Source organism: Alteromonas sp. C1M14 (assembly GCF_018860965.1).
Lineage (GTDB): Bacteria > Pseudomonadota > Gammaproteobacteria > Enterobacterales > Alteromonadaceae > Alteromonas.
Genome location: NZ_JAHKQF010000009.1, coordinates 73,211 through 90,321, shown reverse-complemented (window position 1 = coordinate 90,321; position 17,111 = coordinate 73,211). Strand labels below are relative to the sequence as shown.

Here is a 17,111-nt window from a genome sequence, read left to right as displayed (position 1 = left end):
TTTTAAGCTGGGTGATGCAAAATAACGCCCTCTTGTTGGGAAGGCTTTTTACGTTTGGCCTTTTTCAACGGTGGGCATAAATCGTCATTGTTGTAATACACAATACACTCTAAGCATTGCACGCATTCGTTGTAGTTTATTTCCCCTTTAGGGGTAATGGCTTTAATGTCGCATTTGTGATGACAAAGGGTACAAGGGTTACCGCAGGCTTGTCGGCGGGTAAGCCATTCACCAGCATGAAAATAACCCACAATGGCTAAGCCAGCGCCTAGTGGGCACACATAACGGCAATAGAATTTGTTCACCCACAAGCCCGCAGCCAGCAGCCCGACGGCATAAATAACAAAGGGCCAGTAACGCACAAACTGTAAGGTGATGGCGGTTTTAAATGGCTCGACTTCCGAGGCAACTTCAGCTACCCGCAATGACATGAACGAGGTGATAACCAGTCCTCCAAGAATGGCGTATTTTATCCACCATAACTTGCTGTGAATGTGGTAAGGGATTTTCTTTTGCCGTATGCGGCATTTTTTGGCGATCCAACCCACCATTTCCTGAAGCGCGCCGAAGGGGCACAGCCAGCCGCAAAATATGCCTCGCCCTACAATAAACAAACTAATGAATACGTAGCTCCACAAAATAAAGAGGATGGGATCCATCAAATAGACTTGTATATCAAACCCTTTAGTGAGGCTTTGTAAAATGGGATAAATATTGACGATGGATAATTGCCCTTGCCATAACCAGCCAATAAAAATCAGGGTATAAGTTAAAAAGCCCCAGCGAACGTAACGAAACAGGGTTTGGTTTGCAGATAGTTTGTGCTGAAAGATAAAAATAAAAGTGACGACAATAAGACTAAAAACTAACACGCATATATCCACGATGCGGTTTTCCCAGATCCGCATCCACGCTGGTTTAGTGGCCATGTTTTCCACCGGTTCGGCAAAGTCGAATAGCTCAGCAGGCAATTGATAGTCATCGGTTAGGTGCATTTGACTGCGGATCAGATGGTTTCGTGGAACATCGATATTCAAATTCAAGGTCATGGTTTCACCCGGGTTAAAACCCGACTGAGTATTGACCACAAATATTTGTAGGTTGTTTTTCACCGGCACCTTAGCGGCGAGAACTTGTTTGGCGTAACTATAAAAGTTCAAATCCCGCATAGGAAAGGGCAAATCATCTTGGCTAAATGATATTCGGTTTGCCACGGTGCCGGGTTTAAAATCAGGCTCTAAGTAATTGAAAAAGCCATCATACATCAGTAAAAAAGCTTGCTCGTTGGGTTTGAGAATATCCATTAAACGTTGGTATTCAGCCTGCCCCAGTAAGTTTTTGCCGATGGTTGGCGCATTTAAATACGCATAATACAAGGTAAAGTCATTTCCTTGGGCCAGTTGAAAGGTGTCGTAGGGGAAGTTTTCCAGATTGCCCCCTAAACCGGCCTCGAAGGTGTCACGAGACATTTCCCAGCGTCGCACCAAGCCTTCGTTAACAAGGGTTTCAAACGACTTTGGTGTAAAGGTGTCTTTGGCCGTGGCTAAGGGCGATGAAGCAAAGCCTGAAAGTAATCCCCGTGCCACCTGTAGCGATGAAAGTAACACGGTATCGTTAATAATAATGACGGAAACCGTGGCTTTTGTTACACCATCTACATGTACAGTGGTGTTGTCATCAAGGTTGTTTTTTGCGGCAGAATCGACAATGACACGTTGTCCAACATTGATGCCTTTATACTGTTTAATAAATCGGTCTAATGGTTCAGGGCCTAATCCATGAAGGAAGATGGGTTCGTGATGGGAAAGAATGCGAATGCCCTTAATTTCGCCATGAATATCAATGCCAATGAGCAAATTTACCCGATCCCCCGAAAAGCCAGGTAAGTTCACTAAATCGTTACTTTGAAAGACATACCCTAACAATTCTTGTAACTGGTAGATGGGTTGTACGGGCAAATCTGTTTGTTTTTCGCCAATAACAGTGGCTTTGGGGAAAATAGAAAAAATTAGCGAATCATCCACTTTACTTTCTTCTGCGAACACCGCGGTTACAAACAGCCCCGCAAAGACAAGGGGGAATACCCGTAAAAAAGTAAAGTGCATAAATCCCATGGTTACATCCTCAAAAAAGGGCCGGCATTAGGTCCGCGCTGACCCAGAGAATAAAAAAATCGTGACAGGAGGTTGGGACCTAAACCCTGTCACGATCCTCACGTTAAGAGCGAGGTAACTTGAAGGTCCAGACGGTACCGCCTTGGTTGATGTCTTTGATCCGTGAAGCGACTTCGCCTCCCCACAATGGAACAGCGCCACCCCAACCAGAGAGCACACTTAGGTATTGTTCGCCATCCATCTCCCAGGTGACGGGAGAGCCAACAATGCCTGAACCTGTATTAAATTTATAAACAATTTCGCCAGTCTTCGCGTCGAAGCCTAACAAGTAGCCTTCAGGTGTACCGGTGAAAACAAGGTTACCGGCAGTGGTGAGCACTCCACCCCAAAGCGGCGCATTGTTTTTATATTCCCAAACCACTTTTCCGGTCTTCGGATCCACTGCTTTTAATGAGCCAATGTGGTCTTCGAAGATGGATTTTATGGTGAATCCGGAACCTAAATACGCCGCGCCTTTTTTGTAGCTAACGGGCTCATTCCAAATATCCATACCCCACTCGTTAGAGGGAACGTAGAACAATTCGGTATCTTGGCTGTATGCCATGGGCATCCAGTTTTTTCCGCCTAGGAATGAAGGAACAGAGAATACGGTTTTACCTTTTTTGCCGTCTTCCGAGTCAGCAGGGTTGCCTGGGCGGCTGTCTTCGTTAACGATAGGACGTCCTTTTTCATCTAATCCCTTTGCCCAGGTGATGTTTTTGATAAAAGGGAAGCCCCGTATGAATTCACCGTTCTCTCGATTTAACACATAGAAGAAACCATTACGGTCGGCGGTCGCTGCTGCTTTGACCGTTTTGCTGCCCTCTTTGTAGTCGAAAGAAATCAGTTCGTTTACACCGTCAAAGTCCCAGCCGTCATGTGGTGTGGTTTGGAAATGCCACACAATTTTTCCGGTATCTGGGTCGATGGCAAGACGCGATGCTGAATATAAGTTGTCACCAGGACGTAAATGAGAGTTCCAAGGCGATGGGTTACCCGTTCCCATTAGGATCAGGTCTTGGTCTGGATCATAGGTACCGCCAAGCCAAGTAGCCGCGCCACCGGTCTTCCACAAATCACCCGGCCAGGTTTTGTTGGCTTCGCCGCCAGTAATGCCGTTTTCCTTACCGTTTAAGTAGCCCATATGGCCTTCAACGGTAGGACGGGTCCATACCAGTTCACCGGTTTTCGCATCTCGGGCTTCTACCTTGCCCACAATACCGAATTCACCGCCGGAGATACCGGTGATGACTTTGCCTTTAACAATCATGGGCGCAGCGGTAAAAGAATACCCTGCTTTGTAATCGCCCATTTTCTTACGCCATTTTACCTTTCCGGTTTTTTGATCGAGGGCCACCAAAATCGCGTCCAACGTACCGAAGATCACCAAGTCATCATAAAGCGCTGCGCCGCGGTTGATAACATCACAACAAGGCATGATGCCGTCGGGTAAGCGTGCTTCGTATTGCCATAACTCATCACCGGTTTTTACGTCAATGGCGTAAATACGGGAATAGGATCCAGTGACGAACATAACGCCATCATGAACAAGGGGTTGTGATTCTTGTCCCCGTTGCTTTTCTCCTCCTAAGGAAAAGGCCCATACCGGGTGCATTTTTTTCACATTTTTGGTGTTTAGCATATCCAGTGGGCTGTAGCGTTGTCCTCGGGGGCCAAGGCCATAGGTCAAGATATCTGAGGTAGTGGCTTGATCATTGAGGATGTCCTTGTCAGTGACGCCCGCAGCCTGTGCATTTCCAAGCGCACTTAGCGACAAGGCCAAACCGATAGCCGTGCTAATCAGATGGCTTGAAACTGTTCGACTTTTCATAAGAATTCTCCAGTGGTTCAACAGGTGCTTGAGAAACATCTTTGTGTTCTCAAAACGCAATCAAAACGACACATTCGATTTGATTGGTGTTCGTTCCGTCTCCCGGTGCGTATTGTTGTAGGCATAGAACATCACGGACGACGACAGTGTCAGTATTAGCTAATGTTTTTTTAACAACCATTCAACCTTGGATTATCATTTTTAATCCCTTGGTAGTAATACCCCGTTGTTTTTGGAACTAATAAGAGGCTAAACACGCCGAAATTAGCGTGTTTAGTTGCACGGTCAGATTATTCTTTGTAGAGATCTGGTAGCAGGTAAGAAACGGAATAACGATCAAATATGGCTTTCATCCGGCCATCTTTGATCATGGGTTCGGTGATCCCTTCGATGGCGTAGGCCAGTTGGCGGTAATCCTGTTTCACGGCCATGCCAATATCCCAAGATTTAATGCTCATAGAAGCCAAACCGACAGTGTTAATGGTGTAATTAGCACGGGGTGGTACTGCCCACTCCAGCTGACTGCGCATGCCGGCCACAGCGGCTACCTCACCTTTATTAAATAAGTCCACGGCATCAAAGGTTGTTGGGGTGTGGACAATCTTATTTCGTAACCTGCCGTTTAACGTGGCGCTTAAGAAAAAGTCGGGTAGAGAATCTAATTCAATGGCAATTTTTTCATATTGAAAAATGGCCAGTGTTTCGATCTTGTCCGTTTTGTCAGTATTGCGCAGTAATGCCCATTGTTCTGTATGGTACGGGCCAAACATGACAACCATTTCGTTACGGGGTAAGCCGTAACCGTCCATGGCATAACTGAATTTACGGTCGTAGGGCACTCGCATCATTACATCCGCTTTTTTGCGGGTAATAATGTGTCCTTTCCATATGGCTTGACGTAAGTCATCTTCTAAATTTTCATCAGCATTGATCCACATCCATCGCGGTTCAACGCCCAGTTCTTTGGCAACCTCCGTTGCCACATCAATATCAATGCCTGTGGGAGTATCGTTTTCAATAAACGAATAGGGTGGAAAATTGTTATACACCGCAATGGTCATATACCCAGATTCGATGATGTCATCGAAACTTCTCGCCATAACGGAAAAAGCGCTGAAAGCCAAAATGGCAGTCAGCGCGAGGCCCGTTATCCAGCAACGAAATAAGCGAGCCATAGGCGTTACTCCGGCGTGCCGCGAGTCTCAATGTAGGACTTAATGGCCCACATTGCTTCTTGGCTTAAAATACCTTCAAAGGGAGGCATATATACCCGCCCATCGATTACCGCGCCGTGGCGAATACGCATTAAGAACCATTCATCGGCTTCTTCGGGGCTAAAGAATTCGTTTTCGTCATTGAGTTTGCGAAGGTCTGGTGTAATACCACCTGAAATCACTTCTAATCCGTGACAGCGTGCACAGTTTTGATTGTATGCAGAATCACCAATTTTTATAGCCAGTTCGTTACCTGTGAACGGGTTTGTGGCTTTCCATTCTTCCCCGAGTTGAGGCAGCGCGCTAGTATCAACGGCCTGCGGTGTGACGTCTCCGTGAGCCAATACATGACTGGCAGAAAAAGCGAGGATTGCGGTGAGCATACTTCGCATAATAATTGAAAAATTTTTCATGATGCATCTCCAAAAGTTGTCAAAGTGTTTCCATGCTGGTTAGAAGTGGCGGACAACTTCAGTGGGTTTATGTTGTATTAGCGACACAACCAGGCACGTTTTAAACGGTATTGGATATACAGATGGAGGCCAATTGTACTAAGGTAGTAAACCTTTCATCCTTTGTGCTCATTCATAATGAAGGGGGCATAGACTAGTATGCAGTATAGATTTTCCAGTATAGGAACGCTGATATGTTCGCCCACCAACTATATAAAAAGGCGACAGCAGGCTTAAAACACACATTAAACTTTGTAAAAAGCAGACGTGTGGCTAGGCTTACCTTGTTCTGCTCTCTTTGTCTGTCAGGCCCGGTCATGGCTGATTTACAGATCCCTATTGCCTATATAAAACAAGTATCTGATGAGTCAGTGGTGTCTTTGTCTGTATTTCAGTTACCGCAAAATAATGGTGTGGCGGGGGCCAAACTCGGCATAGAAGATAGCAACACCACCGGCCGCTTTCTTAAACATCACTTCGATTTAACGGTGATAGAACACGCCCAACCTGCTGATCTGGTAGCGGCCACCCTTAGTTGGCTTAAAGGCAACCAGGGTGTATTGGTGCTAGACGTGTCTGATGATGTCTTGCAGTTGTTGTTATCTTCGCCTGAGACCTCTTCGATGTTGATGATTAATGCCACCAATCAGTCAGATAAATGGCGGCAAACTCAGTGTCGGGCCCGGCTACTACACACCGCCCCTAGCTACGCCATGTTGGGGGATGCCTTAGGACAATTTTTGCTAGCAAAGCGCTGGCGCAAGTGGTTTCTGGTGCTAGGACAAAGCGCCTCAGATAAAGCCATGGCAGCAGCCTTCGAACGGGCATCAAAACGTTTTGGTACGAAAATCGTTGAGCGTAAAACCTGGACTTTCGACACGGATTTACGACGCAGTGCACAACAAGAAGTACCGGGTTTCACCCAAGGGGATGATTATGACGTGGTACTGGTGGCCGATACAGACAATCAGTTTGGGTTTTATTTGCCCTATAACACCTGGTTGCCCCGTCCGGTGGTAGGTACCCAAGGTCTCACGGCGGTGGCTTGGCACCCTGCCATAGAGCAATGGGGTGCAGTGCAGTTGCAAAATCGGTTTTATGACGCCTATGGCCGTGCCATGACCGCCGATGATTACAATGGTTGGTTAGCGGTGCGGGCCATTGCCGAAGGGGTAACCCGCACTGGTGAAAGCGATCCTAACCGGGTGTATGACTACCTGACAGGGGATAAATTCGAATTAGCCGCATTTAAAGGCCGCAAACTCACGTTTAGAAAGTGGAATGGTCAGCTAAGACAGCCGATTCCCTTGGCGCACGCCCATGGATTGGTTTCTCAGTCTCCCCAACAAGGGTTTCTTCACCCGGTCACTGATTTAGACACCCTTGGCTACGACAAACCGGAAGTGACATGCCGCATGGTAAAGGAGTAAAGAAATGAAAAAACGGTTGTTGGCTTTATCATTACTCATCAGTAACGGCGTGCTAGCCGATACCGCGTATGTCACCAATGAAAAAGATGACACGATCTCTGTTATTAATACTGAAACCCTAAAAGTAACCGATACCATCGACGTGGGCATGCGCCCACGGGGGATCATTTTTAGTCAAGATTTTCGTTATTTGTACATTTGCGCCAGTAACTCTGATGCGGTGCAGGTGATGGATGTTAACACCCATCAAATTATTCATAACTTGCCTTCTGGAGAAGATCCGGAACAGTTTGCGCTGCATCCGAATAATCGTCATTTGTATATTGCCAACGAAGATGATGCGGTGGTAACGGTGGTGGATACAGAGAAGCGAGACGTTATTGCTCAAATTGATGTTGGGGTCGAACCTGAAGGCATGGCCGCTAGTCCTGACGGCAAATGGGTAATCAATACCTCCGAAACCACCAATATGCTGCATTGGATAGATGCCTCCACTCAAACCCTAGTAGACAATACGTTGGTGGATCAACGTCCACGGCATGTGGAATTCACCGATGATGGAAAAAGCCTGTGGGCGTCTTCGGAAATTGGCGGTACCGTATCGGTTATTGACGTCGCGACTCGCCAAATTAGCCATACCATTCGCTTTAAGATCCCCGGCGTTCACCGAGATAAAATTCAACCGGTGGGGGTGAAACTCACCGCCGACGGTAAATACGCCTTTGTTGCCTTAGGGCCTGCCAATCACGTGGCCGTGGTCGATGCCAACACCTTCGAGGTGCTCGATTACTTGCTGGTGGGACGACGGGTTTGGCAGCTGGCCTTTGCGGATAATCAAACTCGCTTACTTACCACCAATGGGGTGAGTGGCGATGTATCGGTTATCGATGTAGATAAACTTAAAGTCATCAAAACCTTAAAAGTTGGCCGTTATCCTTGGGGTGTGGCGGTGAAACCATGAGCTTGGCATTACAGGTTACATCCTTAAGTTATGCCTATCAGAAGCATAAGGTGTTAAAGGACGTATCCTTACAATTGGAGAAAGGCAAATTTTACGGTTTGCTAGGACCCAATGGGGCAGGGAAAAGCACCTTGTTTAGCCTACTAAGCCAGTTGCTTAGTGCTAACGATGGTGACATATCCGTGAATGGCTACGATATAAAATCTGCACCTCGAAAAGCCCTTGCCTCGATGGGGATAGTGTTTCAACAAAGTACCTTAGATACCGATCTTACCGTACGACAAAACTTGCAATATCATGCCAGTTTACATGGCCTTTCATCGAAGGTAGCGGAACAAAATATTGCCCGAGAACTCGTGCGATTTAGCCTTGAACAAAAGCAGCACGAAAAAATTCGTAACCTTAATGGTGGGCATCGTCGACGGGTTGAAATTGCCCGAGCGTTACTTCATGACCCGGCTATTTTGTTATTGGATGAGGCCAGTGTAGGGTTAGATATGCCCACCCGCGACAGTATTAATGAGCATATTCGTTATCTATGCAAAGAGCGCCGTATTACCGTGCTTTCATCCACCCATTTGGTGGATGAAATTCAAACTGATGATCACCTTATTTTACTACACAATGGCAAGATCTTGCTTGATGCACCGTGTGCTTCTGCACTGCTAACTCATCAGTTTAATGATGTAAAAACACTATATCGACAACTTATTGCGGGAGATGCCCAATGAAATATTGGATGGCTTTTTGCGGTATTGTCACAAGAGAGCTGCGTCGTTTCTGGCACCAAAAAGCCCGGTTGGTAAGTGCGTTGGTCAGGCCGTTATTATGGCTGGTGGTCTTTGCCGCAGGATTTAGAGCCGCATTAGGCATTGCCATTATTCCGCCGTACAGCACTTATATTACTTACGATGTGTATATTGTTCCTGGCTTGGCCGGCATAATCTTATTGTTTAACGGCATGCAAAGCTCGTTATCCATGGTCTATGACCGTGAAATGGGAAGTATGAAAGTGCTGCTGACCAGCCCCTTACCCCGACCATTTTTACTGGTGAGTAAATTGGTGGCCGGTGCGTTAATTTCATTACTGCAAGTGTATGCCTTTTTCGCTTTGGCCTGGTTTTTTGACATTCAGATGAGTTTGTTAGGCTACCTTTTCGCTGCGCCAATGCTCTTTGTTACTGCGATTATGGTAGGGGCTTTAGGGTTGCTTCTTTCTTCGTTTATTCGCCAGTTAGAAAATTTTGCTGGGGTGATGAATTTTGTGGTGTTCCCCATGTTCTTTCTTTCCTCTGCCTTGTATCCACTTTGGAAGTTAAAAGAATCGAATACCATTTTGTACTACATTGCCCAATATAATCCTTTTACACATGGCGTAGAGCTTATTCGTTTTGCGTTGTACGAGCAGGTCAATGTGATGGCATTTGTTATAACGTTACTAACTGCTGTAGTATTCTGTGGTGCTGCAATTTATGGCTATGATCCGAAACGGGGAATGCATAACCGAAAAGCGGGCCGATGAAAGTAACAATTCGTGCTCGACACAAGCAGTAGGAATTGAATACTATTAATTATAATTTAACAATAGGTTTACGATTATGGTAGAAATCCTGGTTGCTGATGATCACCCGCTGTTTCGCTATGCCATTACGGATTTCGTAGAGCGTAATATTGCCGATACGAAGACGATTACCTGTACTGATCTTGACGCCGCCCTTGAGGTGGCAGAAGCACAGCCTGATATTGATTTGGTGTTGCTCGATTTAAATATGCCGGGCATGGATGGCTTAAATGGGATTGTGCGCTTTCGCAACCAGTTTCCGGAAATTCCTATTGTGATTGTCTCTGCTGAGGAAGACAAAAACGTGGTGTTGCAAGCGTTCACCTATGGCGCAGTGGGATTCATTACAAAATCGTCAAGCTGTGAGCAAATTGTTGCTGCCTTAGAGCAAGTGTTGTCTGGGCAGGTTTACTTACCGCCGGATATCATCCGTAAAGGTGGCTCGGGTAAACCTAAAGATGAGAATTCGACTCAACAAATTGATCCTAAGCTTATTGCCGCGTTAACACGGCGTCAGCTATTAGTCTTTGAATGCATTGCAAAAGGGAAGTCGAATAAGCAAATAGCGTACGAATTGAACATCGCAGAAACCACGGTGAAAGCGCACGTTTCGGCTATCCTGAGTAAATTGAATGTGCATAACCGCATTCAGGCTGCCCTATGTGCAGCCAGTATTGATTTTAATCATTACCTTATGCGCTAAAAAAGATGTGGCCGGCCAGTTTCGGCCATTTAGTCGGACGGCCTCTCACGTTGTGACATCAGGTTTGATAATGCTAGCTTCATCTTGTGGGGTTTCACCGGTTTGTTAAGTAATGAATACCCTTGAGCCCGCACTTCTTGTCGCAGTGCATTGGTGTAGTTTGCGGTGATCATGATCACCGGTATATCATCACCGAGCACTGGCTTTACCATGGCCAGGGCGTCAAAGCCGGTATCGTTATTATCTAAATGGTAATCGGCCACCACCACGTCCACATCAATGCTTTCAAGCCAGCCGGGTTTTGCGAGGGCCTCTAAGGTTTGCACGCTAGTCACATTAATTCCCCAACTACCTAGCAAGGTTTCCATACCCTGACAAATAGCTTCGTCATTATCGATAATCAGTAAATTTGCCCCTTCCAAATGACTGTTGAAACGATCTTCAATAATGCGCGGTGCTGGCATGTCGCTAGATAAGCGTGATTTACCGTAAGGAATTATCACGCTAAAGCGAGAGCCTTTGCCTTCTATAGAATCTACATGAATACGGTGCTTCATGACCGTAGACAGCTTATCTACAATGGCCAACCCTAATCCTAAACCTTGATCATGACGTCGCTGTTTGGGATCTACGCGATTAAATTCTTGGAATATTTCGCTTAGTTTATTGGCTGGGATCCCAATACCAGTATCACAGACTTGAATTTCTAAGCCTTCAGGGCGACGGCGAGTACCAAGTAAAATAGCGCCTTCATTGGTATAACGAATAGCATTAGAAAGCAGGTTACGCAGGATCCTCGCCAACAAATAACCATCGGTATGAATGGTGCGGGAGGTATTTTTAAAACGAAAGTGAAGGCCTTTAGATTCCGCTTGGGGACGAAACTCGTTTTCTAAGTTACCCAGTAATTCTTCGGCTGGGAAGTCGTCCATCACGGGTTCGATGAGTCCGGCTTCTAATTTAGAGATATCCACCAGCGCAGTAATTAGGGACTCTAGGTTTTCCAGAGAATAACTTAATGATTGGGTTAGTTTTTGCGCTTCGGGTTTAAGAGATTGCTCCGCTAACGCACTGACAAACAATCGAGCAGAATTCATCGGCTGCAATAAGTCGTGACTGGTGGCCGCTAAAAATTTACTTTTAGATTCGTTGGCTCTGTCTGCTTCGCGCTTGGCTTCTAGCAAACTAATTTGAGCAAGTTGTCTGTCTTCTATTTCTTTTCTTAATTGGGCATTAATTTCGGAAATTTTCTTGGTACGTTGATTAACCCGCTGTTCCATATAATCGTAGGCGTGCTTAAGGGCCTTCGCGGTGCGGCGTTGTTCGGTAACGTCTTGTTCAAGGGCGAAAAAGCCCACGATGTTTTGTTCTTGGTCGAAGTGAGGAATAAAGGTTTTATTGGAAATGCGCTGACTACCGTTTTCTAGCGTGTGTTCCACTTCAAAGTTCACCGACTGCCCCAGCATGGCTCGTTCGATGTATATATACAGGTTATTAAACTCTTCTTGGCCCAATACCTGTTGTAAATGATGGCTAATAATCTCCGAACGGGAGCGATGAAACCATTTCTCGAATTCACGGTTTACAAACTCGTAGCACATGTCTTTGTTCACGTAAGAAATCAGGGCAGGCATGGCATCGGTAATTAAGCGAATACGCTGCTCACTTTCTTGTAATGCACGTTGGTGATGACTACGGTCCGTAATATCCGTTAGGGTATTTAGCATGCCTCCAGAGGGGATAAGATGGCTTTTATAAAGCAGTACGATGCCATTGTCCAAGGTGATTTCTGATTCACAGTATCCATCATCGTCACGCTGATCTAACTGGGACATTTCAAACACAGCCCGTAAGGGAGTATCGGCTAATAGTGCATCGTATTTTATGCCACGGTGTATATCGGTATTACCCAATTCGGCAAATTCCACAAACTGCTGATTCCAGGTTTGCAGTTCGTTGTTTTCGTTAATCAGGGCGACGGCTTCAGTCATGTTCTCTAAGGTGGATTTAAGTAACTGGGCCTGCTCGGCCATGGCCGTTTGGTAACGTAATTCTTCAGTTTGTTTGATATTGGTAATATCGGTATAGACCACCACTAAACCGTCTTCAGCGGTCCGACGTTCGGACATCTGGATCCACGTGCCATCTTTTAACTTGAAGATGGTTTGGGTGATGGAACTGGGATAGGCACTTACCTTTTTTTGTACTTTGCAGCTATGGTCAACTAAGGGTAACGAAGCGGCGGTAATTTGTTGAAAGGTGGTCACGCCCAATTGAAAAGGGATGTTAAAGCGATTCCAAAATTCACGACAACGGTTATTGACCAAAACCATTTTTCGTTTTGCATCAAACAACACAAAAGATTCTGAGATACTTTCTATCGCATCGGTGAGACGTTGGCGGTCCTGATCTGCGGTAAGGCGGTTTTTTTCTGCTTCGTGACGAGCATGCTCTAGTTGTAAGTTTGACTCTTCTAGTCGATGCAGGGTTTGCTGTAACTTATAGGTGCGCTCTTTAACTTTATCAGCTAATAATGCGGCATCTTCAAAGGATTGATAAGCATGGCTATGGTTGCCCCAGCCCATTTCCACTCGCCGCATGAGTACGGCGTTGATTTTTTTTAGTTTGTCATTTTCGTAGCGCAGTTGTTCCAGTTCGTCAGACTGACCGTTACTGTCAACTGCGGGGTACGGGCTATGCGCCGGATAGGGTGGGGTAGAGTGGGTCATTGGGATATCCTATAGCAACACCGGTAAAGGTATGATTAAGATGCAACCCGTTGATTTGCTCGCCGTATGTACTAAAACCGATGACATTATGTTCCCTGTATAACTTAGACATATCAGCCTCTAATTCAAACTGATCTATTTCGGCACGTCGATGGATACAGTCAAAACCAATCAATAATTGAATTTCGCCCACGGACTCTTCTAACCAATTAAATATCATTGAGGTGTGAGAAAGTAAACCAGGGGAGGTCATCTTTGTTAACACCACCCCCGAGTCGATGGCACAAAAGAAGGTTAGACTGAGATCGTCATTTACTTGCTGGATGCTGCGAATGTAGGAATGATCGCCAATTTGTACTGCTAAAGGGTGCAGTGCAAAGGTGCGGGAATTAAGATCTTCAAGCTTGAGGTTGTTAATTCGGCAATATTCCAACGCCGCAGGTTCGGCATTAAATTCTTGCACCACACGTAAATCTGGCGATACCTGTGTGACTACCAGTTTTTCATGTTGAGGTGCGAGATGATGTTGGCTGAACACTTCAAAGCGACAGACGGTATTTACCAACATGATAACTGCAGCATCGCTGTAAAATTCGCCCCCGTAATACACCTGGGTATCAACAAAGTGTTGATCATCTCCGGCAGAACCACCTACTAAGGGGATCTCATGTAAGCTCGTGCTTAATGCGTTGATAACCAATTCTTCTTTTACCGATAAACCGTCGAGCAAGGAAAGCGCGAAGCAGTGCTTTTCGATGGGCGTGGGTGTGACCGCTTTTTTCCTTAAGTTATCGAGCATGCAACTCACCACACTGTCTGAATCGTCAGAGGTAAAAGTGGTTAAATTCTCAATGAGTACGGATTCTACAGAGAATAAATGCTGGCTTAAGCCAAAAGCACTGATGCTGTGTTTGCGAAAGCCCAATGGTGTGATTTCGCCAGCGGACGTACATCCGATAACCGTGATGCCGTCGAAATAACGGGTTAGTTCCCGCGATAACAGGGCCAGAGGATAACGAGTACAGCAATAAAACACCACACACGCAGGTTCGCAAGGGGCGAGAGCACGGTATATTTCGGCAGCAGCCAGTATGGGGTCGGCTTCTTCACTTCCTGCTCGGGCTACACCGGTAAGTGGTTGCTGAGCGACGGCCAGTTGTGATAATTGACTCATGGATCCTCCAGATGTATGAAGGAATAATATCTCTTTCACAATTGCTTAACAAGAATGTATTTGTATTTACACAAAAATATCATCGTTTACGTTTCCTGATAGCAAACCTGGGTATCGCTGGTACAGTTGATGACACAGGGCGGCGATGGCATCGTCGTGGAGATGTCGGGGACGGGGCAAGTTGACAATCTGTTCATGAACAAGTTGCATGGGGTTGGCGCACAAAACAAGTACGCGATCGGCAATAGCAATGGCCTCCTTTAAATCATGGGTTACGTAAATAATACTAAATGGTCTTTTATTTTTTAGCTCGAGCACACGCTGTTTAAGGGCTTCTGCCGATGGCGTGTCTAGTGATGAAAAGGGTTCATCCATCAGCAATATGTCGGGGTTAAACATCATTGCCCGTGCTAGGGCAACGCGTTTGCTCATACCGCCAGATAACTGCCCCGGGTAACCGTTGGCAACCTCTGACAGCCCTACTTGTTCGAGTAATTGGTAAGCATAGCGGGTTACGTCCTCGCTTTGTTTCTTTGCTACCAAGGTAATGTTTTCCAATACGGTTAACCACGGCATTAACCGCGCTTCTTGGAACATCATGCTCACATTGCTGGGCTGCTGGTAGGTAATGTCACCGTCAAACTGTGAATCAAGGCCACAAATAATATTGAGCAATGTACTTTTCCCTGCCCCAGAAGGACCAATTAGCGCCACGATTTCGTTGGCTTTAACCGATAAAGAAAAGTCGCGGATGAGTGTGTGATTACCTTGATAGGCTTTATGTTTAATATGTACGTTTAGCATTGACGCCACCGTGAAACGTAACGCTCTATGGGCCTTAGAATGCCGCTTTCGATGGCATAGACAATGGCTACAAAGGCTAGGGTATAAGCTAAAATGGCGGTGACATCAAAAAGTTGAAAATAGCTGGACAACTGAAAGCCCACGCCACTACTGCAACCGATCAGTTCTACCACCAAGACAATTTTCCATACCAAAGCGAGTCCACTGCGCGCGGCGGCTAACAGGTAAGGATAAAGTTGAGGTAAGTAGATTTTTACAAATTTGCGTACCGGCGAAAGCTGATAAACCCGAGCGACGTCAAGTAGTGAGGTGTTGATGGCGCGGGCACCTTCTCGTAAGGTGACAGCCACATTGGGTAATTTGTTAATGATGACGGCTAGCAAGGCCGATGTTTCATTCAGCCCAAACCACATAAAGCACAAAATAATGGTGACCAATGCGGGCACATTAAGTAGCAGAGTGAGTAGGCCATCAAGCCACTCATCCACGCGCCGACTGTGCCCCATAAGCAACCCTAACCCGGAGCCTAAAAGAAGAGAGATGGTAAAGGTGATCCCCACTCGGCGTAACGTTTCTAAAAGATGAAATAGCATATTTCCAGTTTGTAGGGCTTCTATGAGGCGAACAAACACCGCCGTGGGGGCTGGAAGCAATGACGGCGCAAATGCCATCACAATACCTTGCCAAATAAGAAGCAACACTAGCAACGATAAAACCCGGTTTGTACGTGCTCCAAGCATGCGGAACATAGAACCAGGCGGTGGTGGTTTGCTAATGTTGCTCATAAGACCAAAGTAAATCGTTTGGTAAGTGGGTAAAACTACCGGTGATATTGTCGCTACCTTGGTTGGCTTTAAGGCGCTGGTAAATGGCTTCCATGTTGGCGCTAAAATCGGCCGGAGTGCTTACCACTGCGCCTTGTCGATACTGTGTTTTCAAAGTGTCATGAGCGGCATTGGGATAACGTTGAAAAGCCGGTAGTCGCTGCCAAAGATCATCGTCGCGAACTAACTGTTTTCGAGCCTCTTGAGACATCGCTAAAAATTGCTTTAGGGTGGCGTTGTGCATCTGCGCAAAGTTAGCCGAAAAGACCCAACCTAACATGGGAACGGGCTGGGTTATGCCAGTGTTCGCCAGCAGTTGTTGCAAGGTTAGCAGTGTGGGCATTCCTTTAGCGTTAAGTTGGGCTGCGTAATGCCAGAAATTGATCGCGCCATCCAACTCGCCTTGTGCCATGAGTGCATTGAGAATAGGAGCGGCAGCAAACTTTACGGTGTAATCTTGATTGGCTACTAACCCGGTAGTTTGTTTAATGTAGGTACGAAACAACACCCAGTTTTTATTGGCCCGTCCACCGGCCACACCCAGGGTTTTATTTTTAAGATCAGTCAGGGCATGAATGCCGGCGTCATTATTGACCACCAAATGCCCGGCATTGGTCGAGTAGGGGGAGAAATAGTAGTCACGCCCCATTTCTTTTTGGCGCACCACCCATAGCCAATCGCTAAGTATGACGTCCACCTTGCCCCCTTGTAGCGCAACCAGCAGGGCTTGGGGAGAAGATAAAGGCACCACCGATAAAGACAAGTTAAAGGCGTTTTCAAGGTGACGTTCTTGTATTGCCTGTATTTCCCAATTGACGGTGCCATATTGCAAAATACCCACCCGTAACTCGTTGGCAGCAAAGAGAAAGGGTGAAAAAACCATGCTGCTCACGGTAAGTAGCAATATACACACTAATCTCTTCATCTGTGGCTTACTATTCAGCGGTGGTGGGGTCGATAATTGATGTGACTTGGTTGATTTCATTGGCTGGTAATCCCAGCTCTTGGGCATGTTTGCGAATCATGTCAGCATCTGGGGCAATGTATACACAATACACTTTGTTTGCGGTGACATAGCTTTCTACCCATTGGATTTTGGGGCCAAGCTTGTTCAGCACGCAACAAGAGCCATCTGAAGTCTCTTTTAATTGCTGTTCGGTAAGTTTACCGGCGTCAGGAATATCTCTTTCTATTATAAATTTAGGCATGATGTATCCTTTTTTTTGAGTCCTACCCCCAGGTTGTTGAAGTTGCATCAGGGCAGGAAAATGGCAC

The 17,111-nt window shown here is 46.1% G+C and carries 15 protein-coding genes; 5 read left to right on the top strand and 10 right to left on the bottom strand.

The genetic code is table 11. The features are described 5' to 3' along the window. Positions 1-2: 2 nt before the first annotated feature. The 4 genes from KO501_RS08015 to pedF all read right to left on the bottom strand — a co-directional run bounded on the left by KO501_RS08015 (position 3) and on the right by pedF (position 5,611). Complete coding sequence (locus tag KO501_RS08015) at positions 3-2,114, bottom strand: NosR/NirI family protein (protein WP_216029137.1); 2,112 nt, start codon at positions 2,112-2,114, stop codon at positions 3-5. Positions 2,115-2,217: 103 nt separating this feature from the next. After that, on the bottom strand, positions 2,218-3,984 hold the full coding sequence (locus KO501_RS08010) for a PQQ-dependent methanol/ethanol family dehydrogenase (RefSeq protein ID WP_216029136.1): 1,767 nt from the start codon (positions 3,982-3,984) through the stop codon (positions 2,218-2,220). 290 nt (positions 3,985-4,274) lie between these two features. After that, on the bottom strand, positions 4,275-5,159 hold the full coding sequence (locus KO501_RS08005) for a transporter substrate-binding domain-containing protein (RefSeq protein ID WP_216029135.1): 885 nt from the start codon (positions 5,157-5,159) through the stop codon (positions 4,275-4,277). 5 nt (positions 5,160-5,164) lie between these two features. After that, positions 5,165-5,611: a cytochrome c-550 PedF gene (gene pedF / locus KO501_RS08000; protein ID WP_216029134.1), complete on the bottom strand. Its 447-nt coding sequence runs from the start codon at positions 5,609-5,611 to the stop codon at positions 5,165-5,167. Between the two features lie 356 nt (positions 5,612-5,967). Between pedF and KO501_RS07995 the strand changes: the two genes are divergently transcribed. The 5 genes from KO501_RS07995 (at position 5,968) to KO501_RS07975 (ending at position 10,305) form a co-directional block, all read left to right on the top strand. Then, the gene (locus KO501_RS07995) at positions 5,968-7,080 is read left to right on the top strand and encodes an ABC transporter substrate-binding protein (RefSeq protein ID WP_216029133.1); all 1,113 of its coding nucleotides are present in this window, start codon (positions 5,968-5,970) and stop codon (positions 7,078-7,080) included. A 4-nt stretch (positions 7,081-7,084) separates the two neighbouring features. Continuing rightward, positions 7,085-8,041, top strand: coding sequence for a YVTN family beta-propeller repeat protein (locus tag KO501_RS07990; RefSeq protein WP_216029132.1), 957 nt, complete (start codon positions 7,085-7,087; stop codon positions 8,039-8,041). Then, the gene (locus KO501_RS07985) at positions 8,038-8,772 is read left to right on the top strand and encodes an ATP-binding cassette domain-containing protein (protein WP_216029131.1); all 735 of its coding nucleotides are present in this window, start codon (positions 8,038-8,040) and stop codon (positions 8,770-8,772) included. The genes KO501_RS07990 and KO501_RS07985 overlap by 4 nt, the downstream gene beginning before the upstream one ends. After that, positions 8,769-9,563: an ABC transporter permease gene (locus KO501_RS07980; RefSeq protein ID WP_216029130.1), complete on the top strand. Its 795-nt coding sequence runs from the start codon at positions 8,769-8,771 to the stop codon at positions 9,561-9,563. The genes KO501_RS07985 and KO501_RS07980 overlap by 4 nt, the downstream gene beginning before the upstream one ends. Positions 9,564-9,639: 76 nt before the next feature. Beyond that, positions 9,640-10,305, top strand: a complete 666-nt coding sequence (locus KO501_RS07975) for a response regulator transcription factor (protein WP_216029129.1) — start codon at positions 9,640-9,642, stop codon at positions 10,303-10,305. Positions 10,306-10,334: 29 nt separating this feature from the next. On the opposite strand, the gene KO501_RS07970 is transcribed toward KO501_RS07975, so the two are convergent. The 6 genes from KO501_RS07970 to KO501_RS07945 all read right to left on the bottom strand — a co-directional run bounded on the left by KO501_RS07970 (position 10,335) and on the right by KO501_RS07945 (position 17,044). Further along, on the bottom strand, positions 10,335-13,034 hold the full coding sequence (locus KO501_RS07970) for a NahK/ErcS family hybrid sensor histidine kinase/response regulator (RefSeq protein WP_216029128.1): 2,700 nt from the start codon (positions 13,032-13,034) through the stop codon (positions 10,335-10,337). After that, positions 13,000-14,208: a nitric oxide-sensing protein NosP gene (gene nosP / locus KO501_RS07965; RefSeq protein WP_216029127.1), complete on the bottom strand. Its 1,209-nt coding sequence runs from the start codon at positions 14,206-14,208 to the stop codon at positions 13,000-13,002. Before nosP ends, KO501_RS07970 begins: the two co-directional genes overlap by 35 nt. A gap of 66 nt (positions 14,209-14,274) precedes the next feature. Continuing rightward, positions 14,275-15,012 carry an ABC transporter ATP-binding protein gene (locus tag KO501_RS07960; protein WP_216029126.1) on the bottom strand — a complete coding sequence of 246 codons (738 nt, stop codon included), beginning with the start codon at positions 15,010-15,012 and terminating at the stop codon, positions 14,275-14,277. After that, the gene (locus KO501_RS07955) at positions 15,006-15,797 is read right to left on the bottom strand and encodes an ABC transporter permease subunit (RefSeq protein WP_252728262.1); all 792 of its coding nucleotides are present in this window, start codon (positions 15,795-15,797) and stop codon (positions 15,006-15,008) included. The genes KO501_RS07960 and KO501_RS07955 overlap by 7 nt, the downstream gene beginning before the upstream one ends. Beyond that, a complete protein-coding gene (locus KO501_RS07950) occupies positions 15,784-16,761 on the bottom strand; it encodes a transporter substrate-binding domain-containing protein (RefSeq protein ID WP_216029125.1) in 978 nt (325 codons plus the stop codon). The genes KO501_RS07955 and KO501_RS07950 overlap by 14 nt, the downstream gene beginning before the upstream one ends. A 10-nt stretch (positions 16,762-16,771) precedes the next feature. Further along, positions 16,772-17,044, bottom strand: coding sequence for a DUF4242 domain-containing protein (locus tag KO501_RS07945; protein WP_216029124.1), 273 nt, complete (start codon positions 17,042-17,044; stop codon positions 16,772-16,774). Positions 17,045-17,111: the final 67 nt, after the last annotated feature.

Bases quoted from the DNA above. Each gene is read 5' to 3' on its own strand.
- nosP (WP_216029127.1), bottom strand. From the start codon at position 14,208: ATGAGTCAATTATCACAACTGGCCGTCGCTCAGCAACCACTTACCGGT.
- KO501_RS07950 (WP_216029125.1), bottom strand. From the start codon at position 16,761: ATGAAGAGATTAGTGTGTATATTGCTACTTACCGTGAGCAGCATGGTT.
- KO501_RS07980 (WP_216029130.1), top strand. From the start codon at position 8,769: ATGAAATATTGGATGGCTTTTTGCGGTATTGTCACAAGAGAGCTGCGT.
- KO501_RS08015 (WP_216029137.1), bottom strand. From the start codon at position 2,114: ATGGGATTTATGCACTTTACTTTTTTACGGGTATTCCCCCTTGTCTTT.
- KO501_RS07990 (WP_216029132.1), top strand. From the start codon at position 7,085: ATGAAAAAACGGTTGTTGGCTTTATCATTACTCATCAGTAACGGCGTG.
- pedF (WP_216029134.1), bottom strand. From the start codon at position 5,611: ATGAAAAATTTTTCAATTATTATGCGAAGTATGCTCACCGCAATCCTC.
- KO501_RS07955 (WP_252728262.1), bottom strand. From the start codon at position 15,797: ATGAGCAACATTAGCAAACCACCACCGCCTGGTTCTATGTTCCGCATG.
- KO501_RS08010 (WP_216029136.1), bottom strand. From the start codon at position 3,984: ATGAAAAGTCGAACAGTTTCAAGCCATCTGATTAGCACGGCTATCGGT.
- KO501_RS07975 (WP_216029129.1), top strand. From the start codon at position 9,640: ATGGTAGAAATCCTGGTTGCTGATGATCACCCGCTGTTTCGCTATGCC.
- KO501_RS08005 (WP_216029135.1), bottom strand. From the start codon at position 5,159: ATGGCTCGCTTATTTCGTTGCTGGATAACGGGCCTCGCGCTGACTGCC.
- KO501_RS07970 (WP_216029128.1), bottom strand. From the start codon at position 13,034: ATGACCCACTCTACCCCACCCTATCCGGCGCATAGCCCGTACCCCGCA.
- KO501_RS07945 (WP_216029124.1), bottom strand. From the start codon at position 17,044: ATGCCTAAATTTATAATAGAAAGAGATATTCCTGACGCCGGTAAACTT.
- KO501_RS07960 (WP_216029126.1), bottom strand. From the start codon at position 15,012: ATGCTAAACGTACATATTAAACATAAAGCCTATCAAGGTAATCACACA.
- KO501_RS07985 (WP_216029131.1), top strand. From the start codon at position 8,038: ATGAGCTTGGCATTACAGGTTACATCCTTAAGTTATGCCTATCAGAAG.
- KO501_RS07995 (WP_216029133.1), top strand. From the start codon at position 5,968: ATGGCTGATTTACAGATCCCTATTGCCTATATAAAACAAGTATCTGAT.